The organism is Anaerolineae bacterium, from assembly GCA_025062375.1.
Taxonomy (GTDB): Bacteria; Chloroflexota; Anaerolineae; order SpSt-600; family SpSt-600; genus SpSt-600.
In genome coordinates, this window is sequence record JANXAG010000014.1 from 12,501 (window position 1) to 32,400 (window position 19,900).

Here is a 19,900-nt window from a genome sequence, read left to right on the forward strand (position 1 = left end):
CCATATCTGGCCAAGAAGGCTCTGCTGCGCCCACTGGGCCAGCATCACCCAGACCCAGAAGTGGCCGAAATAGAAAGAGAAATTCTAGAAAGGGTTAACAAGCTGGGCATTGGCCCTCAAGGCTTCGGGGGAAGGATTACCGCTTTAGCCGTCCATGCTGAAGTGGCCCCCTGCCACATCGCCAGTTTACCAGTGGCCGTTAATATTCAGTGCCACAGCGCACGCCACAAGGAAGCTGTAATTTGAGGAGGAGCCATGAAAATCCATACCCCCCTTACAGATGAAGTGATTGAAAAACTGAGGGCAGGCGATAAAGCAGAATTAACCGGAATAATTTACGTAGCAAGGGATACCGCCCATAAACGTCTTGTAGAAACCCTTTCCAGAGGAGAGCCCCTGCCCTTTGACCCTAAAGGCCAGGTTATTTACTACATGGGACCATCTCCAGCTCCACCGGGAAAGCCAATAGGTTCTGCAGGCCCTACCACCTCCGGCCGGATGGATCCCTATACTATCCCGTTACTGGAAGCCGGGATAAAGGGAATGATTGGCAAAGGAGAACGCTCCCCTCAAGTTAAAGAGGCCCTTAAAAAATTTAAAGCTGTATACTTTGCAACTTTGGGGGGAGCAGCCGCCCTGCTCGCTAAACGAATAAAAGAAGCGCAGGTCATAGCCTACGAAGACCTGGGAGCCGAGGCAGTCCTGCGCATATACGTTGAAGATTTCCCTGTGATTGTAGTAAACGACATTTATGGGGGAGACGCTTACGAAACAGGAAGAGCAGCGTACAGGTTAGTCTGAAATGCCTTCTCAAAAAGTTCATGACTTGAGCTGCCTGGCGGCGGCGAGTATCATTGCCTCAGCCGGATTAGTTTTCTGGAAAGTGCCTCTCTTCGCCGTTTCAGTTGGAACGGCTATGGGGACTCTGATTCATCCAGATTGGGATTACGCTGAAGCCAGAGGTGTTATAGCGGAGCTCGGGCCGTTCAGGTATTTCGTTAAACCCTATGGCCTTTTCGTCCCTCACCGCCACTGGTTCTCGCACCTCCCGATGGTGGGAACTCTCGGCCGAGTTCTATACATAATGTTGCCATTCTTTATCCTGGATTTCTCTCTTCTCTCGGGGAATCCGACCCTCGATATCCTGCGCAACCGTTATTTCTGGTTCGGCCTTTTAGGGCTGTCCCTGGCCGACACCATCCATTTTGCCTTGGACATGGCTCAAACCGGTTTCAAGCGTTTCCTCCGCCAGCTCATAAGTGGTGTCAAGGAGAACGTCTGATGGAGATAACCTGGCTGGGCCATTCGTGCTTCCGGATAAAGGAAAAGGGCGTGGTGATAGTTACCGACCCTTACGACGAAGCCATAGGTTTGACTTTACCCGCCATCAAATCTGACATTGTTACTGTTAGCCACTATCACCCTGGCCATGGAAACTGGAAAAAGGTCAAAGGGAACCCCAAACTCCTGGATAGTCCGGGAGAATATGAGATAAAAGGAGTTTTCATTACTGGCATCCGAACCTATCATGATGCTCGCCAAGGTAAAGAGCGCGGTAAAAACATCGCTTTCCTCTTTGAATTCGAGGACATAAGTGTCTGCCACCTGGGAGATATAGGCCACATACCTGATAAAGAGCAGCTGGAAGCCTTAAACCACGTGGACATCCTTTTAGTTCCCGTGGGAGGGGTATCCACGGTGGGGCCAGCCCAGGCTGTGGAAATCGTCCGATTGCTGGAGCCTTCCATAGTAATACCCATGCACTATCATGTGAGAGGGCTGGCCTTCAGACTTAATTCGGTGGAAAGGTTCTTCAAAGAGCTGGGGCTTTCCGTGCCTAAACCTATGGATGTCCTTAAGGTTACAAGCCAGAGCCTGCCATCGGAAACCCAGTTTTACCTTCTGGAAAGAAGGGAATGAACGCATGAGGAAGCTTGCTCTTTTGGCCTCCATCCTTATAATCCTGACCGGATGCACCTCATCTCCATCCGATCCAGCGAAACTGATGGAAGAAGGGAAAGCTAAGATGGAGGCCGGCGATTTTAGGGGAGCGGCCGAAACCTTTGAAAAGGCAATAAAAGCCGGAGCTACCGGCCCCGAGGTTCACTTTTTCCTGGGAAACGCCCGTTTTCAGCTGGGAGAAATCGACGCAGCCATAGAAGCCTACACTAAGGCTTTATCCCTTGAGCCAAAACACACAGGGGCTTTGAGCAACATCGGAACTGCTTACTATACAAAGGGCAACTTTGATGAAGCTATTCGTTATTACCTCAGAGGCCTTGAAGTGAACCCCAATGATGCCGAACTCCATTACCTTCTGGGGGCAGCCTACATTCAGAAAGGTTTACTGGATGACGCTCTCAGAGAAATGGAGGAAGCGCTCAGGCTCAAACCATCCCTCCCCGAACCCTATTTTGGCCTTGGCGTAATTTACAAACTACGGGGAGAAAAGGAGAAAGCTGTAGAAGCTTTTGAAAAATTCTTGAGAACCGGTCCACCGCAAGATCCTAAAGCTGTAGAAGAAGCCAAGAAGATGCTGGAAGAACTGCGATAGGAGGGTAAAGATGCCCGCGAAGGAAATAATCCCCAGGGTCGAAATGCCCCGACAGGATCCCAAAATCCGAAGGCGCAATTTCGACGAAGTAGCCTTGGGTTATGACTACGAGATGGCCCTCAGGGAGGCTTCCCGATGCCTCCAGTGCAAAAAGCCGAAATGCGTGGAAGGGTGCCCTGTTAACATTGACATACCTGGCTTCATTTACCACCTTCGGGAAGGGAATTTGGAAGAGTCCATCCGTGTTCTCAAGGATAAAAACAACCTCCCGGCCATCTGTGGAAGAGTTTGCCCTCAGGAAACCCAGTGTGAGGAGGTTTGTGTTCTGAGCAAGAAATATCAGCCCGTAGCCATAGGACGGCTGGAACGCTTCGTGGCGGATTGGGATATAAAGCGCGGTTTCCGCGTCCCTGAAATCCCTAAACCCACAGGAAAGCGCATAGCAGTAGTGGGTTCAGGCCCAGCGGGTCTCACGTGTGCTGCAGATCTGGCCAGGCTTGGCCACAAGGTGACTATCTTTGAGTCCCTCCACGCGCCCGGCGGAGTGCTTATGTATGGAATACCTCAGTTCCGCTTGCCAAAAGAGATTGTCAACGTTGAAGTGGACTACGTAAAGGCTCTGGGGGTGGAAATTGAGCTCAACTGCGTGGTGGGCAAAACCTTAACTTTGGATGAAATTTTCAAGGAGGGCTACGATGCCATATTCTTAGGCACCGGAGCCGGTCTTCCTCTCTTTATGGGGATTCCTGGGGAAAACTACAACGGGGTCTTCTCTGCCAACGAATTCCTCACCAGGGTTAACCTTATGAGGGCTTACCGCTTCCCGGAGTATGATACCCCCATCATGGTGGGTAAAAGGGTGGCGGTAGTAGGAGCAGGGAACGTGGCTATGGATGCTTCCCGCTCGGCCCTGCGCCTTGGAGCTGAAGAGGTTATCATCGTTTACAGGCGGTCCCGGGAGGAAATGCCCGCCAGGGCAGAGGAAATAGAGAATGCTGAAGCTGAAGGGATAGAATTCATGCTCCTCACCAATCCGGTAGAAATCCTGGCCGACAGCAACGGCTGGGTAAGGGGAATGCGTTGCATCCGGATGGAGCTCGGAGAACCCGATGAATCAGGCCGGCGTCGCCCAATACCCATCCCTGGTTCCGAGTTTGAGATAGAGGTGGATATGGTAATAATGGCCCTGGGCACCAGACCTAACCCTCTGGTTTTCACTGATGCTGATAGACTTCAGCGAACTAAACACGGCACAGTTGTAGCTGACCCTGTCACAGGCAAAACCACAATGCCCAGGGTATGGGCTGGAGGAGACGTAGTCACGGGGGCGGCCACGGTCATAAGTGCAATGGGGGCTGCGAAACGGGCTGCTGTTGATATTCACTATTACCTTATCAACAATGAAACCGGATGGCCTCAGATAAAAGGAGGGTAATAGTTATACCTTAACCCGAAAGACTTCCTGGAATTCTGTAGAAAGCCCTCATTCTTAGGTTTTCTGGGGGCACATTCCCCAGGCCCCTTGCCAGGGGGCTCTGTCCCTGGACCCCCCGATTTTTTCCCACCCTCGTGGCCTCCGGGTTCGCCATGGTTAGGGTCCCACTCGTGGGCGGGATGCAGGGGTTGGCTGATCGCTCCCTTTTTAAGGTTTTGGGGGACGCCCCCAAAACCCCGGGATGGGGGCTCCGCCCCCCTCCACTCTCTGATTTTCCCCACCCTCGTGGGCTTTGGGTTTGCCACGGCTCCGGGTCCCACTCGTGGGTGGGATGCAAAGGGTGGCTGATCGCTCCCTTTTTAAGGTTTTTGGGGGACACCCCCAAACCCCCGGAATGGGGGCTCCGCCCCCCACCCTCATGGGCAGGTTGCAAGTGGTTAATCGCTCCTTGCTCTAAAATTTTCAAACGGCCTCTAACCCAGGGTTGATTTTTAGGTCCATTTGTGTTATAATGAAAATGCAAATCATTCTCAAATGGAGGAAAGCAATGGAAACCGCAGCGCCTCCCAAGCCCCTGAATGAAGTGGTAGACGGAAGAAAGGCCATAGTGAAGGAAATAAGGGGAGGGAGGAATATCGTGACTAGGATGGTCACCCTGGGGGTGATCCCTGGCACCGAAATAGAAATGGTCAGAAATCCAAAACACGGGCCTTTAATCATTAAAGTTAAAGGCTCTTACATCGCTCTGGGACAGGTAGAAGCAGCCAAAATACTGGTTCAGGAAGAAGAAAATGCAGGAATGCCACGATTTTCTTGACCTCGCCTTAAAGCCTCAAGCAGGGGAAAGGGTCCTGAAAGTAGCCCTCGCTGGACAACCCAATGTGGGTAAATCCACCGTTTTTAACATCCTTACAGGCCTTTCCCAGCATGTGGGAAACTGGCCCGGCAAAACCGTGGAAAAAAAGAGCGGTTACTGCCGCTACGGAAAATATCTTCTCCACATCGTAGACCTCCCAGGCACCTACAGCCTCACGGCTAACTCCGTGGAGGAAAAGATTGCCAGAGATTACATCATCAAAGAAAGGCCAGATGTAGTGGTGGCACTGGTTGATGCCGCCGTTCTGGAGCGAAACCTCTACCTTTTAGCCGAGCTCCTTCTGCTCCCGTCCCCCGTAGTTCTGGGGCTCAACATGATGGATGTGGCAGAGCAGCAGGGATATAAAATAGATGTAAGCGCTCTTCAGGCAGTTCTGGGAATCCCTGTGGTCCCCATGGTTGCTTCCAAAAACCAGGGGATAAGGGAACTTGTGGAGACAATAATCAAATTAGCGGAAGGCCTCGTTCCATACAACCCCAGACGCCCAGAAATAAAGGAACCCCATAGACCTGTTTTGGATAAGCTCAAAGGGCTCCTCAATGGCCTGATCCCGGAGCCATACCCCGTGGATTGGGTAAGCCTAAAACTCCTTGAAGGCGATGCCGAGGTCACTGAGCTTGCCAGGGAGAAGTTAAGCGGCGATAAATGGGAGGAGATAAGTGCGCTCCTTAAAGGGCATGAAGATGCCATCTTGGATATAGCCAGCGGCCGCTATGAGTGGATCAGCAGGCTCGTAAGGGTAGCCGTCGAAAGGCCGCGGATTGGACCTGTAACCCTTACCGAACGCCTCGACCGGATAGCTACTCACCCTCTGTGGGGACTTTTTACGGTGATCCTGGCCCTCGGGATTGTCTTCTGGCTCACCTACTCCATCGGTTCTCCCATCCAAAGCTGGTTAGAAGAAAAAGTGCTGATTTCCCTGACCGAGGTGGTCTCTTCTTGGCTGGCAGCTTGGGAAGCTCCTTCCTGGATAAGGGGACTGCTTATTGACGGAATCCTGGGAGGGGTAGGGACTGTCCTATCCTTTTTCCCGATATTGGCCGTTTTCTTCGCTGCCTTCGGTTTCCTGGAAGACATCGGTTACATAGCCCGAATAGCCTATGTACTAGACCGTTTCATGCACTGGATAGGGCTTCACGGTAAATCGTTCCTCCCCATCTTCATGGGGTTTGGATGCAATGTTCCAGCGGTGATGGGAACCAGGATAATTGAAGATCCAAAGGCTCGCCTCCTAACCATACTCCTGGCTCCCTTTGTCCCCTGCACTGCCAGAATGGCGGTGCTGGCCTTCCTAACTCCTGTCTTTTTCAAAGAAAAAGCTTTTCTTGTTTCCTGGGGCCTTATCCTTATCAACTTGGCAGTCCTGGCTCTGGTGGGTAAAGCCCTAAATGCTCTGGTTTTCAAGGAACGCATGGCTTTTATAATGGAATTACCCTTGTATCACTGGCCCAACTTCCGCACCATTGGCCTTATAACCTGGCACAGAACTGCAGCCTTCCTCAAAAAGGCCGGAACTGTAATTCTGGCTGTTTCAGCGATAATATGGACCCTTTCCTATTTCCCAACCGGTTCCTTTGAAAACAGCTTCTTGGCCAGCTTCGGAGCTATCCTTGAGCCTCTTGGCCGTCTGGCGGGGCTGGATTCCCGGATGGTAATAGCACTCTTGACAAGCTTCATAGCTAAGGAGAACGCTGTGGCCACCCTCGGCGTTCTGTATGGAAGCGAGGGAGAGGCTCTGGCTTCCGCCCTGGAAAAAGAAGTTCCCCTCAGCGCGGGCCTTTCCTTTCTGGTGATGGAGATGCTCTTCATACCCTGCGTAGCTACGATAGCTGCTATCCGCCAGGAGACAGGGGGCTGGCGCTGGACTTTGGCGGCGATAGGGCTTTACCTGGTTATATCCTTCCTGGCCGGGATCGCCGTTCACCAGATTCTTTCGCAATGGTGAAAGGCATGATCGAAGAACTTCTTAAGCGACGGAAGCGGGATTTAAAGCTTGCAGCCCTGACCGGGGCAGGTATTTCAGCCGAAAGCGGCATTCCCACCTTCAGGGGTGAAGAGGGCCTCTGGAAGAGGTATCGCCCTGAAGAGCTTGCTACTCCCGAAGCCTTCGCCAGGAACCCAGCCCTGGTGTGGGAGTGGTACGACTGGCGCAGACAGATTATCGCCAGAAGCAAACCGAACCCGGCCCACAGGACTCTGGCGGAAATGGAGGAGGCCTTCCCTCATTTCACCCTAATAACCCAGAACGTGGATGGCCTCCATCAGGCGGCCGGAAGCAAGAGGGTTCTGGAACTTCACGGCAATATATGGCGGGTCCGGTGCGTCAAAGAAGGTATTGTTATGGAAAACCGGGAAGTGCCTCTCAGAGAAATCCCACCACGATGCCCGTGCGGAGCCCTCCTCAGACCGGATGTAGTGTGGTTTGGGGAAGCATTACCATCGGATGTGCTGGAAGAAGCCTTCAGAGCTGCCGGAGAGTGCGAAATCATGCTGGTTATCGGAACTTCAGCCGTAGTGCAACCAGCAGCTTCCATCCCCTTGGTGGCCTTCAGAAGGGGAGCCGCAATTGTGGAGATAAATCCCCAGGAAACACCCCTTTCTCCTTACGCCACAGAAACTGTAAGGGGTAAGGCGGGGGAAACTCTGCCCCTCCTTTGGGAAAAATGGAGATCCATTATCGGATTCTAACCACTACCGGGGCTTTCCTCCACAGCTTCTCCAGTTCGTAGTAGTCCCTCTGGGCCGGCATAAAGATGTGCAGTATCACATCTCTGTAATCCATCAGAACCCAGCCCGAGTCCGGTGTCCCTTCCACACCCAGAGGTGCTATCCCTTCGGCCTCAAGCTTTTCCCGCACTTCGCTGGCGATGGCTTCCAGTTGCTTCTCGGAGTCGCCAGTGCAGATGACAAAATAATCAGCCAGCGGGAAGATTTTTCTCAAGTCCAAGACCAATATATCGTAGGCTTTCTTGTCCATGATTAAATCCACAATGCGGTGCGCCAGTTCCAGGGAATCCAGATTCTCACCTCCTTTCTTCAAAGTTCAAAGGCCCTTCCTATCCCTCCGCTCTGAACCCCATCTCCAAACTCCTGCCTGGCGATGCGGAGGGCTTCTTTCCCGGAACAGTGACAGCCTATGAGCCTCTTTACCCCCATCTCCCTGAGCTTTTTCGCTATACGATGGACCTTGTGGGGTTTAAGCCCCATTACGTGCAATCCTCCTGCAATGATGGAGGGAGCTCTTCCGGCTATCTCCTCTGCTTTTCGAACCAGCTCCTCCAGACCGGGGTGAGCGCAGCCTACTACCATAAGAAGGCCTACAGGAGTTTCGGCTAGAAGGGCCATCTCGGGAATCCTGGAGCCCAGAGGGCCAGTGAGCCAGAGGCCATCCCCTAATTCCAGCGGCTCCTGGACTTCCTGAAGGCTCGCCAGTACCTGCCATTGGGCTTTCAGATCTGGTGGAACCGGCGAGGGAACGTAAAGGGTAATTCCCGGATTTGCCTGAAGAAAATCCACAAATCCCCCGTAATGGTCCAGGTGAAAGTGGGAAAGCACCGCTTCTTTGATGGCTTCTGGAGGGATGTTCAAGGCCTTGAAGGCAGGAAGCGGGGAAAGTGGGCCCGCATCAAATAGAATCCTACGCTGGTTTACCTCCAGGAGCGCCGAGAAACCCCAGCCTGGCTTTATTCCCCTATGGAGCGAGATGTTGTCAAAAAGGATTACAAGCTTCGCCATCAGAAAGGCATTCACTTCAGGATGTAGTAAGTGCCACGTTTATCGCCCACTTTAATAAGAATGCCCTTTTCAACCAGGTCAGCCAGGTCAAGGCGGAGGGTTTCAGCAGAAACATGGGGGCACAGAAGTCTGTACTCACGGTTGGTGATACGGCCATGCTGGCGGATATAGTTTATAGCTGCCAATTGCCTCTCGTTCATATCCAGTTCCCAGCGTGGAATGGGGGCCCTTTCCCTAACATTGTAGAGGATCACAGTAAAGGAAAAGGGTGTAGCCCTGAACTCTGGCGGAGGATGGCCAGCGTTCACCATCTCCTCAATCATCATATCAATCCCAAGCCCCAGCTCTTCTATGAAGCCCCAGTAGTAAAGGCCTGAGACTATCCTTGGGTTACGGGAAAAATGCTCCTCCACAATGTTATCCAGAGTTATATAGCCGGGAAGTCCTCCGGGGCTTGTAACTTCAAGGCGGTCATCGTACATTTTCACCTCAATGCGGCGGCCTCTGAGGCGGTAATCCCTATGAGCCACGGCGTTTACCAGGGCTTCCCTCACGGCAAAAGGAGGATACTCAGTGCGATCCTCCCGCACAAGCCCCCTGACCACTGCCTCCCTCTTCATTTCCTCCCATATGACTTCCCAGGCCCGCTCAATAACCCGGCACAGAGGTCCCCCTATTTCTTCTCTCCTTCCGTATCCGACCATCCCTTCCGGTCTTCTGGCCTCATTCCCCACAAAGCGCACGAAGACAAGGCTACTTTGGGGCAGGAAGAATTGGGGGTTGGTTCCAAACAGGAGAACCCCTGCCACTGTGGGCTCCCCCTGCCTGGTCAGAGCTCCTATTTCTTTCAGGATATCCTCTACCGTTCCCTGAGGGCGACGCCCACTTCTCTCTTCCCGCTTCTTCAGATATTCTTCAATGATCTCTTCGCTCAAATCCTCAAACGTTGCACCGGGGACGGGCTCCTCTTCATAGGCGCTTATGGGCTTTGTGGAAGCCAGCCTCCTTATTTCCTCCCCACTTAAAAGCTTGTTTTCCGCTCCAACTCTGAGGTAAACCCTTCCATCCTCAAGGCTGTGGAGATCAATGCTCCGGTGCACCAGAAGAGTTAGGACAGGGCCATAGGGAGTTTCAACCCTTTCCCAATCGGCTTTAACGGGGGGCCTGCATTTCTTCTGAGCCAGGGTATAGATTTCTTCCACCTCTTCTACAGAGGACACCCCCAGAATCCGCCCCACAGGTTCCACCCCTATGTAAATCGTTCCCCCATCGGCGTTGGCGAAAGCGATGAGGGTTTCGGCCAGAGATTCAGGATCAGCCCGCGGCATGAATTCCACCAACTGCCCGGGCTTTTTATCCAGAACAAGAGCCCAATCTTCCATAGGCAACTCCTGCTCCTTTAACGCTTTCCCCTCTGCCCAGAGCGATGATGGCTTCCGGCACAGCTGGGCGGCTCTTGGATGGAACCTCCTCCGCCTTCATCCGCCAGACTTTACCTTTTTCCGAGAATGCCAGGAATTCATCCTCAGGACAAAGGGCTAAAGCCGCAACCACCAAACCCACCTTTTCCGGCTTCCCTCCATGGGCTACAACTCCCTGACCGTAACGGTGCTGGAAGGGGAAGAGGCTGAAAGCCACCCTCTTGGCATAACCTTTATCAGTCACTAAGAGGAGGAAACCATCGGGATGGATTTTTCCTGCACCGGTTACTCTATCGCCTTCCTTAAGTTTGATGCCTGAAACCCCAGCTGCGTCTCGGCCCATCGGGCGAACTTCAGAAGCTGGAAAGCGCAAAGCTAACCCGCTGGCAGTGACTATGAAGAGCTCATCCTCATCCCCCGCCAGAGAAATCGCTATAGGCCTGTCACCCTTTTCCAGCTTTATTACGGTGAGGCCTGAAGAGCGCATCGGCATATCTTTGAGGTCAAGTCTTTTGACCCTCCCCTGCTCCGTGAAAATCACCAGATAACCGTCGGAAAGTTTAGAGGGTAGGGCAAGGGCTGCTGCAGGGCTTTCCCCTTCGCTCAGGGGCAAGGAGAAACGTCCTTCAACCTGATAGGGCTTGAAGCTGTAAAGTCTACCTCTATCGCCTATCACCAGGACCTGGTCAACGCTCTCAGCCTTCAGGGATAGGGCGAGGGAATCTCCATCCACAATTTCCAGAGCCAGACTCTCTTTGCCGGCTTTGGATACCCTGCAGCTTCGGAAAGGCACCCTGTGCACGAAGCCCCGGGCCGTTATGGAAATGAGGAATTCTTCCCTTGCTACCAGATCTTCCTCTGTAAGAACCTCCACCTCCCGATAAAGAACCTGGGTGCGCCTGGGATCGCCGTACTTCTGAGCAAGCTCCAGGACTTCCTGCTTTATGAGTTCCAGGATTTTGCGAGGATATTTGAGAAGCTGCTCAAGGGCTTTTATCGCTTTGGAAAGCTCTTTGTGTTCTTCCTGGAGCTTCTGCCTTTCCAGGGCTACAAGACGCCTCAGGGGCATATCCAGAATGGCTTGAGCCTGAACCTGGGTTAGCTTAAAGCGCTCCATGAGCTTCCTGAGAGCAGTTTCGGAGGTCCGGGAACCTCGGATTATGTTAACCACCTCGTCCAGGTTAGCCAGGGCTATGAGGAGCCCTTCCAGGATGTGGGTTCTTTGGCGAGCTTTCTCCAATTCGTAGCGGGTTCGCCTGGTGATGATCTCTCGTCGGTGCTCAATGTAATGGCGAAGGAGCTCTTTGAGGGATAAAAGGACCGGTTCTCCGTTCACCAGGGCCAGCATGTTGATTCCGAAGGTCACCTGAAGTGGGGTGTATTTGAAAAGCTTGAGGAGAATGGTCCTGGGATCAGCCCCTCGCTTGAGCTCGATCACTATGCTCATTCCTTCCCGGTCGGATTCATCCCTCAGGTCGGCTATTTCTTCCAGGCGGCCGGTCCGGACAAGCTCAGCGATTCGTTCCAGGAGGGAGGATTTGTTTACCTGATACGGGATCTGGGTGACGATGATGGCGTAACGTCCGCCCTTTATTTCTTCTATTCGGGTTAGAGCTCTTACCGTAATTAAGCCTTTTCCGGTGGCGTAAGCGGCTTTGAGGCCTTCATAGCCCAGGACAATCCCACCGGTGGGGAAATCGGGGCCCTTTATGAACCGCATGAGGTCTTCCAGGGAGATTTCGTCAAACTTGTGGTAATTGTCCACCGCGAAGGCTATGGCCTGAGCCACTTCCTGGAGGTTGTGGGGTGGTATGCTGGTGGCCATCCCCACAGCAATGCCTGAGGAACCGTTAACCAGAAGGTTAGGGAGTTTGGCCGGGAGAACTGTGGGCTCTTTCAGAGAGCCATCGAAATTATCGGTAAAATCTACGGTTTCCTTCTCTATATCAGCCAGCATTTCCACAGCGATGGGGGCAAGGCGGGCTTCGGTATACCGCATTGCGGCTGGGGGGTCACCGTCAATGGAACCGAAGTTTCCCTGCCCATCGATCAGGAGATAGCGCATGGTAAAATCCTGGGCCATTCTGGCCATGGCCTCGTATACAGCGGCATCGCCGTGGGGGTGGAATTTGCCCAGCACTTCTCCCACGATTCGGGCGCTCTTGCGGTAAGGTTTATCGGGGCTTAGGCCCATTTCGTGCATCGTGTAAAGGATCCGGCGCTGGACAGGCTTCAGACCATCCCGGACATCGGGCAGTGCCCTGGAGACGATCACGCTCATGGCGTAATCCAGGTAAGCCCCTTTCATTTCTTCTTCAATGTCCACGGGTATAACGGTCCCGATCTCCACTTTCCCCTCCTTTTAAGGATTATACACGAATGGGGGGCAGGCTTCAAATTGCCGCCCATCTCTGATATAAATAAAAGCCAGGAGGCAGACATGAAACTGGTTCTAACGCGCCAGCATCTGGAAGAGATAATAGCTCATGCTCTGGAGGAAAGCCCCAACGAGGCCTGCGGGCTCCTTGGGGGCAAAGAGGGGCGGGTGGAAAAGGTATATCCCTTGCCCAACGTGGAAAGAAGCCCTGTCCGCTACAGGGCTGAGCCCGAAGCCCAGTTCAGGGCCATGACCGAGATAGAAGAAAAGGGCTGGGAAATTGTAGGAATTTACCATTCGCATCCCTGGGGTCCCCCTTATCCCTCGGGGGTAGACGTGGAAATGGCCTATTATCCCGAAGCCATTTACCTCATAGTATCCCTCGGTGATCCCCAGAGGCCTGTGGTTAAGGCTTTCAATTTGGCAAAGAGGCCGCCTGAGGAGGTGGAGTTAGAAATCCAGGGCTAAGATTTCGCCAGGTTTTTCACCATTATGCTTGGGGTAAGCTTAAGGGCGGCCATAGGCTTCTGAAGCAGGCCATCCAGGGAGGCCAGGAGACGCGCTGGCACGAGCTTTTTCAGAACCTGCAGGCGGAAGAAGGAGAGGGAGAGAGTTTCCACGGGGGTAAACCCAGCCCTTTTGAGGGCCATTTCCATCCAGGCCGGGTGGAAATCAAAGTGCATCCGGGCGAACTCCAGGGGTTCTGGGGAAAAGGGGCTGGGACACCGGCCCAACAAGTAGAGGATTATGGCTTTGAGATGCCTTTTATTGGCGTATTCCAGGATGAAGTGGCCTCCTTCCCTGGCTACCCGTCGGATCTCCGAGAGGGCAGCGTGGACATCAGCCACGTGGTGTATGACTCTCACCATCACCAGCGTGTCAAAGGTTCCATCGGGAAAGGGCAGGTTGTAGAGATCGGCCACCAGGAAGGAAAAGCGGGGGTCATGGCCGCAGCGTTCCCGGGCTTCCCTGAGCTGGGAAAGGGAACAGTCCAACAGGACAACCCTTTCCGCTCCGGAGTAGAGGTCGGCCAGCCGACCGAAACCAGCCCCAATGTCCAAAAGAAAGGAGCTCTTCCTGGGAAGAAGGCGCCTGAGGGCGATGCGCTCAGCTAGATCCTCATACTGCCTTTCTTTCCAGAACTCAGTGTAAGGAACGCCCTCGTAACTGCAGATGGGATGTTTCACGTGAAACATCACCAGACCCTCACCACCCTGGCGGTGGAACCGGAGGCCCCCTTGCTTACCTCTATCCTCACGGGGAACAATTCCTTCAGCTCCTCCAGATGGGTTATCACCAGGATTAGCTTAAAATCATCCTGAATGGAATTTATGGCTTCCACCACCCTTTCAAGCCCCTCGGAATCCTGGGTACCGAACCCTTCATCCACGAAGAGAACCGAGAGGGGGGCTCCCGACCGCCGGGCCAGAACCCTGGCCAGAGCCACCCTTATGGCCAGGTCTACCCTGAATTTCTCGCCACCGGAATAAAGCCCGTAATCCCTCGTCCCCTTTTCATCCGCTATCTTTATATCCAAGGTCTCCTTTACCTTGCCCCCCAGAGTGAACTTCTGGGTCTCAAAACGGATATCCATTCTCCCCCCTGTCATGAGGCTCACGAGCCTGTCGGCTTCTTCCTCGATCTCCGAAAGGACATTTTCAATTATCATGGCCTGGACCCCATTCTTCCCGAAGGCCTCCTCCAGCTCCTTGTAGAACCAGTTGTCTTTCTGGACCTGAGCCAGTTCCCTCTCCTTCTCCTCCTTTTCCAGCTGAAGGTCCTTTAAACGTTGGCGCCTCCCTTCAAGGCTTATAACCTCTTCCCATGCCTCATCCCTCTTTCGGAAAGCATCCTTTAACTCCCTATCCTTTTCCTCCCACTTCTGCACCACTTTCTCCCTCTCAGCCACCTCCTTCTCCAGCTCCCTGACCTTTCGATCCTCTTCCTCCTTGGCTCTCAACTTCTCCCTCAGCCTCTTTTCCCCTTCTTCAACAGACATTTCCTCCCGCTTAAGGCCCTCACGAGCCTCCTCCAGATCCTTAGCCCTCAATTCCCAGTGGCGAAGCTCCCTCTCCCTCCGGATCAGATGCTCACGCCTCTCCTCAAAAACCCTTAACTGGGAGAGGCTTTCCTTCAAAGCCTCCCTCTCAGCCTGCAACTCCGGAGCAAACTTCCCTTCCTGAAGGATTCCCTCCAGCTCCCCTATCCGAGCCTTGAGCTCCGTAAGCTCCTGGATTGCAGCCTCAACGCCCCTCTTCTTCTCCTCAAGGCGTCCTTTTTGGGCCAGCAATTCCCCTTTCGATCGGAGGGAGCTTTGCGCTTCCACCACCCTTGCCAGAAGCTCCTCTTTCTCCTGCCCCAGTTTTACAACCCGCTCCTCTCCGGCTTTAATTAAGGCCTCCCTCTCCTCAATGCGCCTCTGAAACTCCCTCAGAAGTCCATCCCGGCGGTGAGCTGTAAGAGGCTGGCCACAGAGAGGGCAGGAAGCCTCAGCTTCGCCCAGCATTTCCAGCTGCTCCTTCAGCTTCCGCAACTCCTCTCCAGCCAGTTCCCTCTCCCTTTCCAACTTCCCCATCTCCTCCTTTATGTCCTCCACCCTTGCTTCCCAATCCCGCACCTCCCTTTCAAGGTTTTCCATCCAGGAAAGCTTTTCCTCCAACTTACTCAACTCCAGCTCATAGCCTTCCAGAGCTGAGGCTTCGTTTTCCAGCCTTCTGATCCGCTCCTTTAGGTCCCTGAGCTGAGCTTCCAATCGGCCTTTCTCTTCGCTTATCCTGGCCTCCAGTTCTCCCGCTCTATCCTTCAGAGGCCTGAGCTTGCCCAGCTCCACTTCCAGCTCTTCCATCTCGCTGCGGACTTCTTGAAGCTCCTTAAGGCCCTTACGGATTTCTTCCTCTTCCTGGAGCACCTCTTTATATTTTTCAATGCTCCTCCTGCCCTCTTCTATCTTCTTGATTATATCTTCTATCTCCCCTTCCAGCTCCCTGACCTTCCCCTGGGCCTGGTTCAACTTCTCCATGCTAAGGTCAAGCTCCCACAGCCTCCTTTCAATTTCCTCCTTTTCTTTCTGCAATTTGTTGCAAAATTCCCGGAAATCTTCGTATCTTTTTCTGGATTCTTTCAGCTTTTCCTCCAGCCCATCCTCTTTCCCTATTTCCACCTCTATTTGCTTCAACCTCCCCTTGATTTCCGCTTCCTTCATCTCCCCCTCTTTCCGCTTTTCCTTCGCTCTCTCTGCCAGAAGCTCGTACTGTTCAAGGTTGAGAATTCGCCCCAACACCTCTTTGCGCTCAGCTGGAGACCTGGAGGTGAATTCCCCCGCCCTGCCCTGGACCAGAAAAGCAGAGTTTACGAAGGTATCATAATCCATACAGAGGATCCTCTCCACCTTCCTCTGGGTCTCCTTCAGTCCCGCCTCCGTGATGGGCAGATATTTTCCATTTTCTTCGTCCCATTGCATCAAGAAAAGCTGCTCTTTTGGGTTCCCGTGCTTATTGTATACCCTCTTTACCTTGTACTTAGTGTTGCCGGCAATGAACTCCAGCTCCACGCTCATACTATCAGCCCCGTGATGCACCAGATCTTGGGAACTACTGCTCCGGGAAGCTTTACCCCACAAGGCCCAGGTTATGGCATCCAGGAGGGCCGATTTCCCGCTGCCGTTTTCCCCACAAATGCAAGCTATGTTGATGCCTTGCAGGTCAAGCTCCGAACACTGATAGCTTAAAAAGTTCTCCATCTTTATCCTCAACGGAATCATCTCAGCCCCCTCCCTCAATTTCCACAGTTTCCCAAACTTGGGAAGATTTTACCTTCTGCTGCTGATTAAGTCAAAAAAATAAAAAAAAGGTAGTAGGCCCTGGGGATTCTGTGGAAATTGTGGAATACTTCTAACGCTGGCGGAGGTAATCCTTGAGAAGGGAAAGCTGCTTCCCCACTTTCTCGTCCGTTTTGAGAAGGCGGGAAATCCTTTCGTACCCGTAGACCACAGTGGAATGGTCCTTACCACCCAACAGCTTAGCTATTTGGGGAAAGGAGAGGGAAAAGCAATCCCTCAAGAGATACATCGCCACCTGACGGGCAAAGGTTACATCCCGGTCACGACGGGAGCTTCTGAGGTCCTCGGGAGAAAGATGGAAAAACTCGGCCACAGATTTTACAACTTCCTCAGGAGACAGGGTCTCTTCTCTCTCCTTCACTGTCCCGTTCAAGGCCAGAGAGACCGTCTCCAGGGTTGGTTTAGCACCCATGAAGTGGAGGTGGGCTATAACCCTATTGAGAGCACCTTCCAGTTCTCTCACATTGCTCTGAATCCTTGAGGCTATGAATTCTATCACTTCCTCTGGCAAATTCACCCCTCTCTGGCCGGCTTTGGCTTTGAGGATAGCGATGCGGGTCTGGAGATCCGGCGGCTGAATTTCTACCACAAGTCCCCCTTCAAACCTGGACCGCAACCTTTCTGCCAGAGGGTGGATAGTCTTGGGAGGGCGGTCGCTTGCGATTACGATTTGTTTCTGGCTTTTGTGAAGGGCATTGAAGGTGTGGAACAGCTCTTCTTGAACGCACTCTTTACCCGCCAGGAATTGGATATCATCCATGAGGAAAAGGTCTATAGAGCGATAGCGAGCCCGGAAGTCACCGGTGCGTTTGCTACGGATGGAGGTTATGAAATCGTTGGTGAAATCTTCGGCTGAAATGTAGAGGGCTTTACGGTAGTTCCTGGAGGCATAGTGGCCTATGGCGTGAAGGAGGTGCGTTTTGCCCAGGCCAACCCCTCCGTAAATGAAAAGGGGGTTATAGGCCTGATGCTCGCATCTGGCCACAGCCAGAGCCGCGTTGTAGGCCAGCTTGTTCCCGGGCCCTACCGTGAAGTTTTCGAAGGTGTAATCGGGATGGAAGGTGTAAGATTTAGCTTTCTCCCTTAAGAGGGGGGGAATTTCCCTCAGCTTCGGCGGAGGTGGTGGCTGAACTACAAAGTTTATCTCCACAGTCCTCCCCATGACGCTGGAAGCTGTCCTCTTTATAAGGCCCATGAGCCGGTTCTCCAGCCAGTCCTTGGCGAAAGCTGTAGGCACACCAATCACGAAGGTTCCGTCCTCATATCCAAGGAAAGTTGTGCCCCTGAGCCAAGTGTCAAAGGTGGCTTTGGTCATTTTGAGCTGTAACTCTCCCAGGGTGGCCTGCCATACTTCTTCCGGTTTCACGGGATTTCTCCCCCCTGCGCTTTCGGAAAAGCAAGATAAATTTTAGCCCCGAGGATCTCAGGTAGCAACAGGCCTCCCACAGGTAGCAATTTTATACCATAAGCTTACCCCACTAATCCTTGGGGGATGGTGCGAATTCACTGACTAAAGGGAGGTGCCCTGGGGCGATCGATCGGGCTAAAATTTTTAATCTTCGGGCAAAGCAAAAAAGAGCGAGCGTCGGGAATTGACCAGCCAGTGAAGGAAAATGCGTTCCATTGACATGGGGGAAAGCTCAGTGTTATAATGGAATCGGAGGGGAAAGTTTATGGAATTTAAGGATTACTATAAAATCCTTGGCGTGGATAAAAACGCCTCCCTGGAGGAGATAAAGAAAGCTTACAGGCGCCTGGCCCGGCAGTATCACCCGGATATGAACCCGGGCAATAAGGAAGCTGAGGCCAAGTTCAAAGAAATAAACGAGGCCTATGAGGTTCTTTCAGATCCTGAAAAGCGCCGCAAATACGATGCTATGCGAGAGAGCTGGTGGCAGTGGCAGAGGATGGGAGGATCACCCGAGTCCTACGATTGGAGCCGATGGTTCGGGCAGGGCTGGCCCGGGGAGACTTTCCGGGTGGAGTTCAGAACCCTTGAGGACTTGCTGGGGGATTTTTTCAAGACTTTCTTTGGAGATTTTGGCCTCGGAGAACGTTTCCGAACGGCGACTCGCGAGGAAGAAGCTACTATAACTATAACTCTCGAGGAGGCCTTTACCGGAACGACCAAAATTCTGGAAATAGATGGACGCAGGGTTGAAGTTAAAATACCGCCAGGGATTAAAGATGGCTCCCGTATACGCCTGGCGGGCCTTGGAAAATACGTGTATGGCCGTGGCTATCAGGACCTTTACCTAAAGGTTAATGTACAACCTCACCCAATTTTTCGCCGGGAAGAGGATAACCTTTACTGTGAAATCCCCATAGACCTTTATACAGCCATTTTGGGCGGTGAAGTGGAAGTCCCAACCCTTTCGGGAAAAGTCCTCCTCAAAATACCGCCCGAAACCCAGGTTGGGCAGGTATTCCGCTTAAGGGGGCAAGGTATGCCCAATGTCAATAATCCTTCGGTCAAAGGCGACCTTTTTGTAAAAGTAAAAGTTCAGCTCCCTAAAAATCTGACCTCTAAGGAGCGAGAGCTCTTCCGGGAGCTGGCAAAATTAAGGGCTGGGAGGAGATAATTATGCTGGAGCCCCTGCTGAATTATTCCCCTACGAAGAACCCGGTGGTTAGCCTTTACCTTAATACGGATATGACCCGGCGCCTAAAAGAGGAGGTGCTTTTAGTCCTCAAGGGCTTTCTGAAAGACATTTCAGACCGGGCAAGCCCTTACGATATAGAAAAAATCGAAAACTTTTTCACTCTCGAATACGATTGGCAGGCCAAAGGGGTGGCTGTGTTTTCCAGCGCTGAGGATGACTTCTGGCTCAATTATTCCTTTCCCAGGCCTTTCAACGATGAAATCCAGGTGCTCCCCGAGCCTTACATCCGCCCCCTGGTCCACCTTCTTTCCCTGCATGAGCGGTACGGCATAGCCCTGGTAAGCCGTGAGCAGGCCCGTTTCTTCAGCTTTAACATGGGGGAACTGGAAGAATTCGGTGGGATAAGCGGAACCATCCCGGGCAAGCATAAGCAGGGGGGCTGGGCTCAGGCCCGGTACCAGCGCCACATCGATGAGCATGCAGCTCAACAGCTGAAAAGCGCAGCCGAAGCCTTCGCACGCCTGTGGGAAAAAGAAAAATTTGACTATGCCATCCTGGGTGGAACAGAGGAAAACGTCAAAGCTTTCCGGGAGCTTCTCCCTCGTCCTGTTCAGGAAGCTATCGCCACAACCTTTACTGCTGATATAATGGCCTCGGTTTCGGACCTTAAGGAGGAACTTCTGGCCCTTATAGAGAATTTTGAACGCCAGCGGAATGAAGAGCTCGTTCGCTGGGCTATAACCGAGGCAGCTAAGGGCCGCAGGGCCACTTCAGGCCTTGATGATACCATTAACGCTGTAAGGGAAGGAAGAGTCAACATTTTGCTCCTGGATCCCGAGTTCAAGGCCCCGGGCAAAAAATGTCTCAATTGCGGCTATATGACCTCGCAGCAGATAGAGATATGCCCTGTATGCTCATTCACCCTGGATGAGAGACCCGATATTTTGAACGATGCCGTAGCTGAAACCCTAAGGAAAGGGGGAAAAATCGTGCCCCTTTCCGGGAATCGCAAGCTTGCCTCGGCGGGTCACGTTGCTTCTATTTTGCGATACTGAATTCA

The 19,900-nt window shown here is 52.7% G+C and carries 19 protein-coding genes (1 of these 19 running past the window's edge); 12 read left to right on the forward strand and 7 right to left on the reverse strand.

Annotation, left to right across the window (positions count from 1 at the left end):
- From NZ653_05465 to NZ653_05505, 9 genes are all read left to right on the forward strand, one after another.
- On the forward strand, positions 1-246 hold the end of the coding sequence (locus NZ653_05465; protein ID MCS7286563.1) for a fumarate hydratase. 600 nt of this gene lie to the left of the window's left edge; the window shows 246 of its 846 coding nt (coding positions 601-846); its start codon lies off the left edge, out of view; it ends in the stop codon at positions 244-246.
- A gap of 9 nt (positions 247-255) precedes the next feature.
- Complete coding sequence (locus NZ653_05470; protein ID MCS7286564.1) at positions 256-801, forward strand: Fe-S-containing hydro-lyase; 546 nt, start codon at positions 256-258, stop codon at positions 799-801.
- A 1-nt stretch (position 802) separates the two neighbouring features.
- Positions 803-1,282 carry a metal-binding protein gene (locus NZ653_05475; GenBank protein ID MCS7286565.1) on the forward strand — a complete coding sequence of 160 codons (480 nt, stop codon included), beginning with the start codon at positions 803-805 and terminating at the stop codon, positions 1,280-1,282.
- Positions 1,282-1,920, forward strand: coding sequence for an MBL fold metallo-hydrolase (locus NZ653_05480; GenBank protein MCS7286566.1), 639 nt, complete (start codon positions 1,282-1,284; stop codon positions 1,918-1,920). Before NZ653_05475 ends, NZ653_05480 begins: the two co-directional genes overlap by 1 nt.
- Positions 1,921-1,924: 4 nt before the next feature.
- Entirely contained in the window at positions 1,925-2,554 is a 630-nt protein-coding gene (locus tag NZ653_05485; protein MCS7286567.1) for a tetratricopeptide repeat protein, read from the forward strand.
- 10 nt (positions 2,555-2,564) lie between these two features.
- Positions 2,565-3,989: an NADPH-dependent glutamate synthase gene (gene gltA, locus NZ653_05490; protein MCS7286568.1), complete on the forward strand. Its 1,425-nt coding sequence runs from the start codon at positions 2,565-2,567 to the stop codon at positions 3,987-3,989.
- A 547-nt stretch (positions 3,990-4,536) separates the two neighbouring features.
- The gene (locus NZ653_05495; protein ID MCS7286569.1) at positions 4,537-4,806 is read left to right on the forward strand and encodes a ferrous iron transport protein A; all 270 of its coding nucleotides are present in this window, start codon (positions 4,537-4,539) and stop codon (positions 4,804-4,806) included.
- On the forward strand, positions 4,781-6,811 hold the full coding sequence (gene feoB, locus NZ653_05500) for a ferrous iron transport protein B (protein MCS7286570.1): 2,031 nt from the start codon (positions 4,781-4,783) through the stop codon (positions 6,809-6,811). Before NZ653_05495 ends, feoB begins: the two co-directional genes overlap by 26 nt.
- 5 nt (positions 6,812-6,816) lie before the next feature.
- Positions 6,817-7,554 (forward strand): NAD-dependent deacylase, encoded by a 738-nt coding sequence (locus tag NZ653_05505; protein MCS7286571.1) that lies wholly within the window; start codon positions 6,817-6,819, stop codon positions 7,552-7,554.
- Here NZ653_05505 and rsfS read toward each other — a convergent pair.
- From rsfS to gyrA, 4 genes are read right to left on the reverse strand one after another with little or no spacing between them, the layout of a single operon-like run.
- Positions 7,541-7,906 carry a ribosome silencing factor gene (gene rsfS, locus NZ653_05510; GenBank protein MCS7286572.1) on the reverse strand — a complete coding sequence of 122 codons (366 nt, stop codon included), beginning with the start codon at positions 7,904-7,906 and terminating at the stop codon, positions 7,541-7,543. The two genes, NZ653_05505 and rsfS, sit on opposite strands and share 14 nt — an antisense overlap.
- Positions 7,903-8,601 carry an MBL fold metallo-hydrolase gene (locus NZ653_05515; protein ID MCS7286573.1) on the reverse strand — a complete coding sequence of 233 codons (699 nt, stop codon included), beginning with the start codon at positions 8,599-8,601 and terminating at the stop codon, positions 7,903-7,905. Before NZ653_05515 ends, rsfS begins: the two co-directional genes overlap by 4 nt.
- An 11-nt stretch (positions 8,602-8,612) precedes the next feature.
- On the reverse strand, positions 8,613-9,983 hold the full coding sequence (locus NZ653_05520; GenBank protein MCS7286574.1) for a putative DNA binding domain-containing protein: 1,371 nt from the start codon (positions 9,981-9,983) through the stop codon (positions 8,613-8,615).
- On the reverse strand, positions 9,955-12,372 hold the full coding sequence (gene gyrA, locus NZ653_05525) for a DNA gyrase subunit A (GenBank protein ID MCS7286575.1): 2,418 nt from the start codon (positions 12,370-12,372) through the stop codon (positions 9,955-9,957). Before gyrA ends, NZ653_05520 begins: the two co-directional genes overlap by 29 nt.
- A 90-nt stretch (positions 12,373-12,462) precedes the next feature.
- On the opposite strand from gyrA, the gene NZ653_05530 reads away from it, so the two are divergent.
- Positions 12,463-12,867 carry a M67 family metallopeptidase gene (locus tag NZ653_05530; protein ID MCS7286576.1) on the forward strand — a complete coding sequence of 135 codons (405 nt, stop codon included), beginning with the start codon at positions 12,463-12,465 and terminating at the stop codon, positions 12,865-12,867.
- Here the strand turns inward: NZ653_05530 and NZ653_05535 are convergent.
- The 3 genes from NZ653_05535 to dnaA form a co-directional block, all read right to left on the reverse strand.
- Positions 12,864-13,595: a class I SAM-dependent methyltransferase gene (locus NZ653_05535; protein MCS7286577.1), complete on the reverse strand. Its 732-nt coding sequence runs from the start codon at positions 13,593-13,595 to the stop codon at positions 12,864-12,866. The genes NZ653_05530 and NZ653_05535 overlap by 4 nt on opposite strands.
- Positions 13,595-16,159, reverse strand: a complete 2,565-nt coding sequence (locus tag NZ653_05540) for an SMC family ATPase (GenBank protein MCS7286578.1) — start codon at positions 16,157-16,159, stop codon at positions 13,595-13,597. Before NZ653_05540 ends, NZ653_05535 begins: the two co-directional genes overlap by 1 nt.
- A 130-nt stretch (positions 16,160-16,289) precedes the next feature.
- Positions 16,290-17,603 (reverse strand): chromosomal replication initiator protein DnaA, encoded by a 1,314-nt coding sequence (gene dnaA / locus NZ653_05545; protein ID MCS7286579.1) that lies wholly within the window; start codon positions 17,601-17,603, stop codon positions 16,290-16,292.
- A 307-nt stretch (positions 17,604-17,910) separates the two neighbouring features.
- Here dnaA and NZ653_05550 point away from each other — a divergent pair, with 307 nt between their 5' ends.
- The gene (locus NZ653_05550; protein MCS7286580.1) at positions 17,911-18,819 is read left to right on the forward strand and encodes a DnaJ domain-containing protein; all 909 of its coding nucleotides are present in this window, start codon (positions 17,911-17,913) and stop codon (positions 18,817-18,819) included.
- Between the two features lie 2 nt (positions 18,820-18,821).
- Entirely contained in the window at positions 18,822-19,895 is a 1,074-nt protein-coding gene (locus NZ653_05555; protein MCS7286581.1) for a Vms1/Ankzf1 family peptidyl-tRNA hydrolase, read from the forward strand.
- The last annotated feature ends 5 nt before the right edge of the window (positions 19,896-19,900 follow it).